The organism is Devosia sp. Root685 (genome assembly GCF_001427875.1).
In the GTDB taxonomy this organism is placed as follows: domain Bacteria; phylum Pseudomonadota; class Alphaproteobacteria; order Rhizobiales; family Devosiaceae; genus Devosia.
Map to the genome: position 1 here is coordinate 146,531 of NZ_LMHK01000003.1, position 12,798 is coordinate 159,328.

The 12,798-nt window shown below is 61.8% G+C and carries 11 protein-coding genes; 8 read left to right on the forward strand and 3 right to left on the reverse strand.

Annotation, left to right across the window (positions count from 1 at the left end):
* Nucleotides 1-78 precede the first annotated feature (78 nt).
* The 7 genes from mutM to gyrB all read left to right on the forward strand — a co-directional run bounded on the left by mutM (nucleotide 79) and on the right by gyrB (nucleotide 9,638).
* Nucleotides 79-966: a bifunctional DNA-formamidopyrimidine glycosylase/DNA-(apurinic or apyrimidinic site) lyase gene (gene mutM / locus ASD83_RS15905; protein WP_056312737.1), complete on the forward strand. Its 888-nt coding sequence runs from the start codon at nucleotides 79-81 to the stop codon at nucleotides 964-966.
* Between the two features lie 255 nt (nucleotides 967-1,221).
* The gene (rpsT, locus tag ASD83_RS15910; RefSeq protein WP_056312739.1) at nucleotides 1,222-1,488 is read left to right on the forward strand and encodes a 30S ribosomal protein S20; all 267 of its coding nucleotides are present in this window, start codon (nucleotides 1,222-1,224) and stop codon (nucleotides 1,486-1,488) included.
* 899 nt (nucleotides 1,489-2,387) lie between these two features.
* Nucleotides 2,388-3,857, forward strand: a complete 1,470-nt coding sequence (gene dnaA / locus ASD83_RS15915; protein WP_056312742.1) for a chromosomal replication initiator protein DnaA — start codon at nucleotides 2,388-2,390, stop codon at nucleotides 3,855-3,857.
* Nucleotides 3,858-4,003: 146 nt separating this feature from the next.
* Nucleotides 4,004-4,417, forward strand: a complete 414-nt coding sequence (locus ASD83_RS15920; RefSeq protein WP_056312744.1) for a hypothetical protein — start codon at nucleotides 4,004-4,006, stop codon at nucleotides 4,415-4,417.
* Between the two features lie 118 nt (nucleotides 4,418-4,535).
* The gene (dnaN, locus tag ASD83_RS15925; RefSeq protein WP_056312746.1) at nucleotides 4,536-5,657 is read left to right on the forward strand and encodes a DNA polymerase III subunit beta; all 1,122 of its coding nucleotides are present in this window, start codon (nucleotides 4,536-4,538) and stop codon (nucleotides 5,655-5,657) included.
* Nucleotides 5,658-5,801: 144 nt separating this feature from the next.
* Nucleotides 5,802-6,914 (forward strand): DNA replication/repair protein RecF, encoded by a 1,113-nt coding sequence (recF, locus tag ASD83_RS15930; protein WP_056312748.1) that lies wholly within the window; start codon nucleotides 5,802-5,804, stop codon nucleotides 6,912-6,914.
* Nucleotides 6,915-7,184: 270 nt separating this feature from the next.
* A complete protein-coding gene (gene gyrB, locus ASD83_RS15935; protein ID WP_056312750.1) occupies nucleotides 7,185-9,638 on the forward strand; it encodes a DNA topoisomerase (ATP-hydrolyzing) subunit B in 2,454 nt (817 codons plus the stop codon).
* Between the two features lie 203 nt (nucleotides 9,639-9,841).
* On the opposite strand, the gene ASD83_RS15940 is transcribed toward gyrB, so the two are convergent.
* Together ASD83_RS15940 and ASD83_RS15945 are read right to left on the reverse strand one after the other, a co-directional pair.
* Complete coding sequence (locus ASD83_RS15940; RefSeq protein ID WP_056312752.1) at nucleotides 9,842-10,678, reverse strand: carbon-nitrogen hydrolase family protein; 837 nt, start codon at nucleotides 10,676-10,678, stop codon at nucleotides 9,842-9,844.
* 80 nt (nucleotides 10,679-10,758) lie between these two features.
* The gene (locus tag ASD83_RS15945; RefSeq protein ID WP_056312754.1) at nucleotides 10,759-11,064 is read right to left on the reverse strand and encodes an alkylphosphonate utilization protein; all 306 of its coding nucleotides are present in this window, start codon (nucleotides 11,062-11,064) and stop codon (nucleotides 10,759-10,761) included.
* A 182-nt stretch (nucleotides 11,065-11,246) separates the two neighbouring features.
* Here ASD83_RS15945 and ASD83_RS15950 point away from each other — a divergent pair, with 182 nt between their 5' ends.
* On the forward strand, nucleotides 11,247-12,269 hold the full coding sequence (locus ASD83_RS15950; RefSeq protein ID WP_056312757.1) for an LLM class flavin-dependent oxidoreductase: 1,023 nt from the start codon (nucleotides 11,247-11,249) through the stop codon (nucleotides 12,267-12,269).
* Here ASD83_RS15950 and ASD83_RS15955 read toward each other — a convergent pair.
* Nucleotides 12,266-12,787 carry a hypothetical protein gene (locus tag ASD83_RS15955; protein ID WP_056312759.1) on the reverse strand — a complete coding sequence of 174 codons (522 nt, stop codon included), beginning with the start codon at nucleotides 12,785-12,787 and terminating at the stop codon, nucleotides 12,266-12,268. The two genes, ASD83_RS15950 and ASD83_RS15955, sit on opposite strands and share 4 nt — an antisense overlap.
* Between the last annotated feature and the right edge of the window lie 11 nt (nucleotides 12,788-12,798).

A 12,798-nucleotide genomic window follows, 5' to 3' on the forward strand; every position in this document is an offset into this window, starting at 1 on the left:
TGGGATCGGCGCGCACCATATATAAGGCGTAGCCAAAAGCCCATGGCGCAAAGAACCGCAGGGTGAAGGAGATTTTTCGTGCCCGAACTGCCCGAGGTAGAAACCGTCCGCCGGGGGCTCGAGCCCTGGCTGGTGCATGCGCGCATTGAAAAGGTGGAACTGCGACGCCCTGACCTGCGCTTTCCCTTTCCCGCGGGGTTGGCGGAAAAGGTGACGGGCGCCACGGTGACCACTGTCGGGCGGCGGGCAAAGTATCTGCTTATTACGCTCGACAACGGTTTTACGATTCTCAGCCATTTGGGGATGACCGGCTCCTGGCGCTTTGCCGAGCACGGCATCGACAAGCCGCCGCGCTATTATGAGCCGGGCACCGAGCCCAGGCACGATCATCTCATTTTTTCGATTGATCACCCCGAGCACGGCAAAAGTCATCTCATCTATGCCGATCCCCGGCGGTTCGGATTCTTGGACCTCTTCGAGAGGCCTGAGCACTGTTCCTATTTGCACGGACTGGGACCGGAGCCGCTCGGCAACGATTTTAACGCCGAGGAAATGGCTGCCGCGTTCAAGGGTAAAAAAGCGCCGATAAAGGCGGCGCTGCTCGACCAGCGCGTCGTGGCGGGTCTGGGCAATATCTATGTCGCCGAGGCGCTGCATCGGGCGCACATCCTGCCCACCATCGAAGCACGGAGCCTTCTTACCAAGGCGGAAAAACCCAAAAAGGCGCTGGAGGATCTTTCTTACGCTGTGCGCGAGGTGCTGACGGAGGCCATCGAAGTGGGTGGTTCGACCTTGCGCGATTTCCGCAATGCCGAGGGCGGGTCTGGTTATTTCCAGCACCGGTTTGCGGTTTATGATCGGGAAGGGGAGCCGTGTCCGACCCCGATGTGCAAGGGCACGGTGGAGCGCATCGTGCAGTCGGGGCGCTCGACATTCTTTTGTCCGGTGTGTCAGAAGGCGCCTTGAGAGAGGTGTCGCTCCGCGACTTCGGCACACTCCCACCTCTCCCTCTGGGGGAGAGGTCGACGGCGAAGCCGGCGGGTGAGGGGGCCTTGAGCACCAACCGGGCTCTTCAAAGAGTCCAAATGATGTTGACGCCTCGGCACCTATCCCCTATAGACCGCCCAACTTGGCGGCAGTCGAACGCCGCCGATTTCATTTTATCCCGGACGCCTGCGACGTTGTGCGCTTGTTGGCCGGTTGGACGCCAAGAGGACCGTTATGGCCAATACGCCTTCAGCCAAAAAGGCTACCCGCAAGATCGAAGCCCGCACCGCGGTCAACAAGTCGCGCCGTAGCCGCGTTCGTACCTTCATCCGCAAGGTCGAAGAAGCGATCACTGCCGGCGACCACGCCGTTGCTTTCGCCGCGCTCAAGGCTGCCGAGCCCGAAATTCACCGCGCTGCGGGCAAGGGCATCGTTCACACCAACCTCGCTTCGCGCAAGGTTAGCCGTCTGAACAGCCGCGTGAAGGCCCTCCAGGCCTAAGCCAAAAAAACTGAAGCGGCGCCCATAAGGCAGACGCGACACAGAAACGGGCTCCGCAAGGAGCCCTTTTTCTTGGTCCCTCAAATGGGCATGTTTTTCGTCTTCGGCGCGTCACATATCATTTCGATGACACTGTGGTAGAATGCCGTACTTCCGGGTCACGGCGGGGAAAGCGCTTCAGATTTAATGGCTTACCCCCGAAATCGCCTTTTCGTTAAACCGCGTTCAAATCGACATAAAATCGGCGAGACCTGGGGACGAGAATAATTTTTTCATCCTTTGTTAAAGAGGCGAAAAAGCGATTCTGCATTGAGTCACAGGCTCTTGTGGAAAGGCAATTTTGGACCTCGCTCGAGGGTTAAATCTCTGTCTGCGAGTCAAGGGCCTATTTCAACGATTCACCAGTTGCGGGGCCAAAACCAACCCCCTAAAGTGAACTGGTCAGCACGGAAAAGCGGGGCTCTAAATGACCCCGGTACGGTGTGGACACGATCACTTCGGGCAAGAGTATGGGGGCTGTCTCGGCACACGAGGCCGGAACAGCATGGGCTGGTTATGACCTTTTTGACGGAACGGTGTGCGGCCGGATTCCTCCGGGGCGGCACGGCGTATTAGTCCTTCGGCCGGTCCGGCCGGGCTCACGACATTGATTGATTGAGGCCTTTGACAGGGAACTGTCGCGGGCCAGTGTTTCTCCTTTTGGGGGAAGCCAAGGAAATGCTCGTCTCTCAAGTGGAGCGGCGGGCGCGAGAACAACAAGCTTCGGCGGCATGCGGACCGCACGGGCACAACAAACGGGGTTTGAAAACATGATGCGACAGGCAATCGCAGGACGGGATGATTGGTCGGTGGCCGCCTCTCCCTCCTCTTCCTCCGTCAACCAGAGTGGCGACCCTGTCATGAGCGAAAATTCCCCTGCCGCCACCCAGCGCGATCTCTGGATGCGCGTGCGCGCCCGCCTCAAAACGGCGGTGGGCGAGGATGTTTTTGCCTCCTGGTTCGCCCGGCTTGAGCTTGAAGAGCTCGTCGACGACCTCGTGCACCTTTCCGCCCCCACGCGCTTCCTCTGCTCCTGGGTGCAATCCAATTATTCCGACCGCATCGTTGAAGCCTTCCGTCACGACGTTCCTGATGCGGCCCGGCTCCATGTGACCATGCGCGTCAATGGCCAGGCCCGCCCGCGCCTCGCTCCGGCGCCGGTTGTTGCTGCCGAGCCGGCCGAGGAGGCGCCCGCCGCAAGGTCCGCAGCGCCGAGTGTTTCTGCCGATATGTCGAGCGCCGCCCCGGTCACCCGCCTCGTCCAGCAGGCGCAAAAGGGCGATGCCCTGGCCGGAAGCGCCATCGATTCTCGCATGACCTTCGATACCTTCGTGTCGGGCGAAGCCAATGAAATGGCTTTCGGTGTCGCCAAGCAGATCGCCAATGCGGCCATCAACAACACCGTCACCTTCAACCCGGTCTATATCCATTCGACCGTCGGCCTCGGCAAATCGCATCTCCTCAATGCCATCGCCCACGCCGTCGGCCAGGCCGATAGTTCGAAAAACATCGTCTATCTGACCGCCGACCATTTCATGTACCACTTCATTACCGCCGTGCAGCGCCAGTCGGCGCTCGGCTTCAAGGAGTGGTTGCGCAAGGTCGACCTCCTTCTTATTGACGACATGCAGTTCCTGCAGGGCAAGTCGGCCACCGAATTCGGCCACACGCTCGGGGCGCTGCTGACCGGCGCCAAGCAGGTCGTCGTGGCCGGCGATGCGCCGCCGCGCGATCTTGAAATGCTCGATGAGCGGGTCCGTTCGCGGCTCTCGGGCGGGCTTGTCGTGCCGATCTCGACCTTTGACATGGACCTCCGCCGCGCCATCGTGCAGCGCCGCGCCGACCAGTCAACCGCCCGCTTCGGCATGCATTTCCCGCCCGCCGTGCTCGATTATGTCGCCCGCGCCGTCACGAGCCATGGCCGCGACCTCGATGGGGCGGTCAATCGCCTCGTTGCCGCCAATCAGCTGACCGGCGAACTGATCACCGTGCCGCTGGCCGAAAAGACCCTGGCGGACCTGATCCGGGCCCGCGACGCCAAGCGCGTCCGCATCGAAGATATTTTGAAGATCGTCTCGCGCCACTACAAGGTGCCGCGCAACGAACTGCTCTCGGCCCGCCGCTCGCGCGACGTGGTGCGTCCGCGCCAGATCGCCATGTATCTGGCCAAAGCGCTGACCTCGCGCTCCCTCCCCGAAATCGGCCGTCGCTTCGGTGGCCGCGATCACACGACGGTGTTGCACTCGGTGCGCAAGGTCGAGCAGATGATCAAGGACGATCTGGAGCTCGGCCAGGAAATCGAATTGTTGAAGCGTATGCTGGAAGAATAGGGCTGGCGGGAGAAACCCCTCACGCCTTTGTTCACCACGGCGTCATTCCCGCCTTCGCGGGAATGACGCTCGGCATAGGTCTAAAGCCTGCGCTGTGTCCCCCATGCGACAATCCCCAATTCTCTTCAAGTTGACGGAACTGTGCCTTGATCTGGCCCCTGCCGAGCGGCACCCATGGGCGCATGATCAGATACCTCGCTCTTTGCCTTGCTATGACCCTCGCCGCGCCCGCTTTGGCGCAAGGGCTGTCTGCCGAGGCCATCGCCAAGCAGAACCAGGCCATTGCCATTCGCGTGCAACAGCAGCTCATGGCCTGCTGGATCGTGCCGCCCGGTGAAGAAGACCAGCGGCTGGCGCTCGATATCGCCTTTTTTGGCGATGGCACGCTCGATGGCGAGGTCATGCTGGCACCCGAATCGGCCAAGGCCGCCAGCAAGCGTGGCGTCTTGACCGACAGCATTCTGGCCGCTGTCGATCGCTGCGTGCCGTTCGAGGGGCTCGAGGCGCTGGGGGCAGCGGCGGACGAGCGTTTTTCCGTTACGATCTATTTTCAGAGCTGATCCACAGCTTGGGCGCGGCCAAAAGTCCTGGTGGCCTTGCCAACCTCTTACGAGAATGTAAACGTCCGTGCCCGGCCTCGGCCGGATTGCTGCGCCTTTTTTGGGATAGATGCCGAATATGAAAGTCACGCTCGAACGCAACCATCTGCTCAAGTCGCTGAGCCATGTGCATCGGGTTGTGGAACGCCGCAACACCTATCCCATCCTTGCCAACGTGCTGTTCAAGGCCAGCGAAGACCACGTCGAGCTGCGCGCTACCGATCTCGATATCGAGGTCACCGAAAGCGTGCCCGCCATGGTCTCGACGCCGGGCACGACCACGGTGCCGGCGCATACGCTCTATGAAATCGTCCGCAAGCTTTCCGACGGCGCCGAAGTGCGGCTTGAAACCGATGGCGGGGAGAACATGGTTCTCACCTCCGGCCGTTCGCGGTTTAATCTTGCGTGCCTGTCGCCCGACTCCTTTCCGGATCTGAAATCGGGCAGCTTTGCCCATGAATTCGATGTCTCGGCGGCGCTGCTGCGCGAGCTGATCGAGCGCACCCAGTTTGCGATTTCGAACGAAGAGACGCGCTATTATCTCAACGGCATCTATTTTCACGCCGTCGAGAATTCCCAGACCGGCCCGCTGTTCCGCGCCGTCGCCACCGATGGGCACCGCATGGCCCGCGCCGAAATCGCCGCGCCCGAAGGCGCGCGCGGCATGAGCGGCATCATCGTGCCGAAAAAGACGGTGGGCGAAGTGCAGAAGCTGCTCGATGGCGTCGATGGCGAGGTGAAGGTTGAAGTCTCGGACACGAAAATCCGCTTCACCGTCGGCCCGGTCGTGCTGCTTTCAAAGCTTATTGAAGGCACGTTCCCCGATTATGACCGGGTGACGCCCAAGAACAACGACAAGCAGATGCTGGTCGATCGTGCGGCCTTTGCCGTGGCTGTGGACCGCGTTTCGACCATCGCTTCGGATCGCGGCGGCAAGGCCGTCAAGCTCCAGGCCCATGATGGCCTCTTGGAATTGTCGGTGACCAATCCCGATCACGGTACGGCGAGCGAAGAGCTGGCGGTCGACTTTGATGTCGACGCTTTCGAGATCGGCTTCAATGCCAAGTATCTGCTCGATATCATCACCCAGATCCGCTCCGAGAGCGCCGTCTTCCTCTTCAACGACGCCAATTCGCCGACGCTGGTGAAGGAAGAGGGCGAGGCGTCGGCGCTTTATGTGCTGATGCCGATGCGGGTCTGATGCATTGTGCCACGCCCTCGTGGTTCGAGGGTCGCTGCGCTCCCACCTCACCATGAGGGCTACTCGGAAACGGTGTTTCGGAAGCCCTCATGGTGAGGTGCGAGTTCTTCACGAGCCTCGAACCACGAGGGCGCCAAGCGCCAAATGATCCGCCACATCTCCCGCCTGCGCCTGACCGCTTTTCGCAATTACGCCTCGGCCGCGCTCGACCTCGACGAACGCCATGTCGTGCTCACCGGATCGAACGGCTCGGGCAAGACCAATCTGCTTGAGGCGGTCTCGGTGCTCTCGCCCGGACGCGGGTTGCGCGGCGCCAGTTTCGAGACTTTGCAGCAGCAGGGTTCCGATATCAGCTGGGCCGTGGCGGCAAGCGTTGAAACCGATGATGGACCCGCCGATATCGGCACCGGCGCTCTGCCCGATGGCGGGCGGCGGGTAAGGGTCAATGGCGCCAATGCGCGCTCCATTGAAGCCATGAGCGACTATTTGCGTGTGCTCTGGCTGACCCCGGCCATGGATGGGCTCTTTTCCGGCCCCGCAGGCGAGCGGCGGCGTTTTTTGGACCGGCTGGTGACGACGCTGATCCCCTCGCATTCTTCTGCGGTCTCGGACTTCGAAAAAGCCATGCGGCAGCGCAACAAGCTGCTCGAAGAGGGGACGGACCCGCGCTGGCTCAACGCCATCGAAGTACAGATGGCCGAGCTTGGCGCCTCGATCCATCTCAATCGCGCCGATAGCCTCGCCCATTTGCAGGCGCTGATCGCCGAAAGCCTCGAGGATGCCAGTTTCCCCGCGGCAAGACTGTCGCTGACCCCGCTCTTCGAGGATGGGGCGGTCGCCACCACGTCGGCCGAACTTGAAGCTCTCCTCGCGCAGCGCTGGCATGCGGCGCGCGGCCTTGATCGGGCAGCTGGACGCACCACATCTGGTCCACACCGGGTCGATCTCGACGTCATGCATGCGCAAAAGCACATGAAGGCGGCTCTGGGTTCGACCGGCGAGCAAAAAGCGCTGCTCATTGGCCTCATCCTGGCGCATGCGCGGCTGGTGCGCTTGCGCACCGGCATCGTGCCCTTTCTGCTGCTCGACGAGATCGCGGCCCATCTCGATCCCGACCGGCGCCGGGCGCTGTTTCTGGCGCTCGATGGGCTCGAAACGCAGTGTTTTCTGACCGGCACGGATGCGGTGCTGTTCCAGGCGCTGGAAGACCGGGCGCAGCGTTTTACCGTGCACGAGGGCCGGGTGGCGCGGGACTAGTTTCTTCTGTTCCTCTCCCCCTCGGGGAGAGGGTGGATCGGCCGGAGGCCGAGACGGGTGAGGGTGTGTGGCCCGCTTCAAAGCCCCCTCATCCCAACCGAATTCGCGAATTCGGTGAGCTGCGCGCCACCTTCTCCCCGAGGGGGAGAAGAATAGTTCGGCGCTCGCGCCTTATGCCCACCAAAAGCCACGAAAACCGGCAATTTTCTTGGGGTTTACACCCCGTTCCGCTAGAAACAAGTAACCAAAAGTACGAGTGATTCGGACCCCATGAGCGATAGCGAAAATCCGACCCCGAACGAGTATGGCGCCGACAGCATCAAGGTGCTGAAAGGGCTCGATGCCGTGCGCAAGCGCCCCGGCATGTATATCGGGGATACGGATGACGGTTCGGGCCTGCACCACATGGTCTATGAGGTGGTCGACAATGCCATCGACGAGGCCCTGGCCGGCCACGCCGATCTTGTCACCGTGACGCTCAATGCCGATGGGTCCTGCTCGGTCAACGACAATGGCCGCGGCATTCCAACCGGCATTCACGCCTCCGAAGGCGTGTCGGCGGCCGAGGTCATCATGACCCAGCTCCATGCCGGCGGTAAATTCGACCAGAATTCCTATAAGGTATCCGGCGGTCTCCACGGCGTCGGCGTTTCCGTCGTCAACGCGCTGTCGGTCTTTCTCAGGCTCAACATCCGCCGCGATGGCTCGGTGCACGAGATGAGCTTTACCCATGGCGTGGCCGATGCGCCGCTCAAGGTGATCGGCTCCTATGTCGAGAACAAGCAGCCCGGCACTTATGAAGGGCGCTCGGGCTCGGAAATCACCTTCCTGCCCTCGACCGACACCTTCACCATGGTCGAGTTCGATTTCAAGACGCTCGAACACCGCCTGCGCGAGCTGGCATTCCTCAATTCGGGCGTCCGCATCCATTTGCGCGATCACCGCCATCCCGAACCGATCGAGGTCGAGCTGTTCTATGAGGGCGGCCTCGAAGCCTTCGTTAGATATCTCGACAAGTCCAAGGCGCCGGTGATCGAAACCCCGATCACCATGATCTCGGAAAAGGACGGTATCACCGTCGAAGTGGCGCTGCAGTGGAACGACAGTTACCATGAGAACGTGCTGTGCTTCACCAACAACATCCCGCAGCGCGATGGCGGTACGCACCTCGCCGGTCTCCGCGGCGCGCTGACGCGCCAGGTGACGGGCTATGCGGCGTCTTCGGGCATTTCCAAGAAAGAAAAGGTCGAGCTCAACGGCGATGATACGCGCGAAGGGCTGACCTGCGTGCTTTCGGTAAAGGTGCCGGACCCGAAATTTTCGAGCCAGACCAAGGACAAGCTGGTTTCTTCTGAAGTCCGTCCCGTTGTCGAAAACATCGTCAACGAGAAGCTCGGCCAGTGGTTCGAAGAGCACCCGAACGAGGCCAAGGTCATCGTCGGCAAGGTGGTGGAAGCCGCCGCCGCCCGCGAAGCGGCCCGCAAGGCGCGCGAACTGACCCGCCGCAAGGGTGCGCTCGAAATCTCCTCGCTGCCCGGCAAGCTTGCCGACTGCCAGGAACGCGACCCGGCAAAGAGCGAAATCTTCATCGTCGAAGGCGACTCCGCAGGTGGTTCGGCCAAGCAAGGCCGCGACCGCTCCAATCAGGCAGTGCTGCCGCTGCGCGGCAAAATTCTCAACGTCGAGCGCGCGCGCTTTGACCGGATGATTTCGTCCGATCAGGTCGGCACGCTGATCACCGCGCTTGGCACCGGCATTGGCCGCGAAGAGTTCAACGCCGACAAGCTGCGCTACCACAAGATTATCATCATGACGGACGCCGACGTCGACGGCGCCCATATCCGTACGCTGCTGCTCACGTTCTTTTTCCGGCAGACCCGCGAGTTACTCGAACGCGGGCATATCTACATCGCCCAGCCGCCGCTTTATAAGGCGACGCGCGGCCGCTCCGAACAATATCTCAAGGACGAACGGGCGCTCGAGAATTACCTGCTCGATGCCGGGCTCGACGAGGCCGTGTTCACGACGCGCGATGGTGTCGAGCATGCCGGACCCGATCTGCTCGCCATTCTGCAGCAGGCGCGCGATATCGACTATGCGATCAAGAACCTCAACCTGCGCTACAATCGCAATCTGGTGGAACAGGCGGCAATCGTCGGGGCGCTCGATCCCGATGGCATGGCGGACCCCGAAAAGAGCGCCGAAACGCTAAAGCGCGTCGCCAACCGGCTCGATCGTATCTCGGACGAGTTGGAACGCGGCTGGAGCGGGGCGATCACCGACGAGGACGCGCTGGCCTTTTCGCGCACCGTGCGGGGCGTGACCGAGACGCATCAAATCGACCGCGCGCTCTTGCAATCGGCCGATGCGCGAAAACTGCGGCAATTGGCCGGGCGTCTGGATGAACTGTTCGGCGGCGTGCCGACGCTCAAGCGCAAGGGCGAGACGATTTCCATCTTCGGGCCCTCGACGCTGTTCAAGGCCGTCACCGATGCCGGCCGCAAGGGCGTGAGCCTCCAGCGCTACAAGGGTCTTGGCGAAATGAATGCCGAGCAGCTTTGGGAAACAACGCTCGACCCCAATGCCCGCACGCTGCTGCGCGTCGAAATCGACCAGACCGACGAAGCCGATCAGATTTTTACCGCGCTGATGGGCGACCTGGTGGAGCCGCGCCGCGATTTCATCCAGGACAACGCGCTCAACGTAAGCAATCTGGATGTCTGAGAGCCGGCCGCAAAGCGGCAGAATCGCGCCGGTGGCGCGATTCTAGGCGAGCAGGCCATGAGACCTATGGTCGAATGGCGGCCACCGGCCCGAAGGGACAAATCGCTCCAGTGGAGCGATTTGAGCAGGCTAGGCCACGAGAGCTGTGCTCGAATGGCGGCCGGCCTCCAAGATCCCCGCGCAAGCGGGGATTTTTGTTTGGATCAATAACGTGTCCGCTCGGTGCTGCGCGCATCGTCCACCATGCGCTCGCGATAGATGTCCCCCAACCGTGCCTTGGCGCGCCAGGGGCGGGCCTTGTTGAGAGCCACGTCATAGTTCGGATCGTTCCGGTCAAGCCTCGCAACAGCCAGGCTTGCCTCCGCTGAGGCCGGGCAGTGGGAAATCACCTTGCCATCCGGGCCGATGATCCCGGCCGGACCCTCCGGTGCCTGCTGCGCCGGGGTGGCGCCGGCGATCCAGAGGCAGTTGAGCCCGGCATGAGCGCGCAGCGCGATCTGGAAATATTCGGGAATGCCGTAACTGCCAAAAAGCACGGCATCGACGCCGAGCGCCTCATACTGGCTGAAAATTTCGGGAAATTGCGACTCGATGCAGATGGCAAGGCCAAACCGGAACCCATCGACTTCGAAGGTGATCGGCTCGGTGCCGGGCGTGTACCAATCGGTGATTTCGGTATGGGAGAGGAAGCGTTTGTCGTAGCGCGTCAGCAGGTCCCCCGAGGCGGACAAAACATAGAGACTGTTATGGGGGCGGGTGGCGGCATCCAGTCGGTGCGCGCCTCCGATAACGGCAAAAATGCCGAGCGTACCGCAGAGGGCGGCGATGTCGCGCAGCTCGTTTTCCTGAGCCTCCCAGTCGAACGCGTGCCATTCGTCCTTGCGCATGATCTGGGATTTGGCATAGCCGGACAGCGCGCCTTCGCAGAAGACGACGAGCGCTATGTTCTGCGCGTGAGCGGCGAGCAGCACTTTCCGGATCGTATCGCCATTGGCCCGAATGTCCTCTTCGACAGGCGTTTGCGCGACGGCAATCTGCATTTTCGGTCCTCCGGCATCAGGCTCGAAGGTGGCCGATTCGGATGATATCTGCGCCGGTTTTTTGGTCGCGGTGCCGCGGCCTAGCGCTTGCGCACGAATTCGGTGCGGAGAACAAGGCCTTTGATCGCCTCGTGCCGACAGTCGATTTCTTCGGGATTGTCGGTCAGACGGATCGATTTGATGACCGTGCCCTGTTTGAGGGTCTGGCCGGCGCCTTTTACTTTTAGGTCCTTGATCAGGACAACGGGATCGCCATCCGCGAGGATGGTGCCCGAGGCGTCACGCACCTCCAGGTTTTGGTTCGGCGGGGCGGCGTTTGCCTCGGAGGCAGGGCGCCACTCGCCCGTTACCTCGTCATAGACATAATCATCATCGGAATTGGTCATGGTCCCCTATTGGCAGGGCAAAGCGGCCTTGCCAAGCCCGGCGTGGACTCTTGGCAAGTTGCCGGGGCCGAGGGATTTATCGTTCACCCTCGCGGACCAATCCGTTCCGCCCGGCCGCCTTGTGCCTTTGGCCGTCACCGCCTAGCTATGATCCAACATAAATCGGGCCCCGTGAGGCAAAAATGAAAAAGATCGGCTTTCTGTCCTTCGGGCATTGGAATCCCTCGCCGCAATCGGGCACGCGCTCGGCGAGCGATGCGCTGCTGCAATCGATCGACCTGGCGGTGGCCGCCGAGGAACTGGGGGCCGATGGCGCCTATTTCCGCGTGCACCATTTTGCCCGCCAGCTGGCCTCGCCCTTTCCATTGCTCGCGGCCGCCGGGGCAAAGACCAAAAAAATCGAGCTCGGCACGGCCGTGATCGATATGCGCTACGAAAACCCGCTCTATATGGCAGAGGATGCCGGCGCGGCCGATCTGATCGCCGGGGGGCGTTTGCAGCTTGGCATTTCGCGTGGCTCGCCCGAACAGGTGATCGATGGCTGGCGCTATTTCGGGTTTGCGCCCGAAGAGGGCAAGACCGACCAGGACATGGCGCGCCAGCATGCCGAGGTGTTTCTGGAAATTTTGAAGGGCAAGGGCTTTGCCCAGCCCAATCCGCAGCCCATGTTCCCCAATCCCCCGGGCATGCTGCGGCTCGAACCGCATTCCGAGGGCCTGCGCAACCGCATCTGGTGGGGCGCGGCGAGCGACGCGACGGCGATCTGGGCGGCCAAAATGGGCATGCACCTGCAGTCCTCGACGCTGAAATTCGATGAATCGGGAAAACCCTTCCACGTGCAGCAGGCCGAACAGATCCGCGCCTATCGGGCCGCCTGGGCGGAAGCCGGCCACACGCACGAGCCGCGCGTTTCGGTCAGCCGCTCGATCTTTGCGCTGGTCAATGATCAGGATCGCGCCTTCTTCGGCACGGGACGCTCGGAAGCGGATCAGTTCGGCTATATCGAGCCGGAAAAACGCGCCGTTTTCGGGCGCGGCTACACCGCCGAACCCGACAAGCTGATCGAAGAGCTGAAGCGCGACGAAGCCATCGCCGAAGCCGACACGCTGCTGCTAACCGTGCCGAACCAGCTTGGCGTCGATTACAATGCCCATGTGATCGAGAGCATTCTCACCCATGTGGCCCCGGGCCTCGGCTGGCGCTAAGGCAGGCTGAAGCCCGAGCCTCCGCATTCATTTGCGCGCCAGTAACTGGTCACATCGGTGAACCGGCCCGTCGCGGCCTGTTCGATATGGGCGGCAAAGGCCATGGCGCGGCATTCGTTGGGGCCGGCGACGACATGGACCAGTTCGTGCAAAATGGTGAGCGTGCGTAGTGTATCGGCGCCATCACTCGAAAATTGCGGGCAGAGCACGAGGCTGACCTGACCCTCGCTGGGCGGCAGGCGGACGAAAGCGGCGAAGCGGGAACAGGAATTGTTGGTGGCGCTGCCGTTTTCGACGCGCATGATGACGGTACCGCCCCAGTGGCGCGACGTGAATTGCCTAAAAGTCAGCGCGGCGCGATAGGCTGATACATCGACCCCGAAGAGTTCGGCTGGCAGGTTGAGGCGCGCGGCTTCGAATTGGGCGATGGCGCGGTCGAAGGCCGCGTCAACCGTATTGGCGTGGGCCGGCGGCAGGGCGGATAGCAGGAAAATCAGAAGCAGGAAGCAGAAGCGCATGCTGCTTTCTG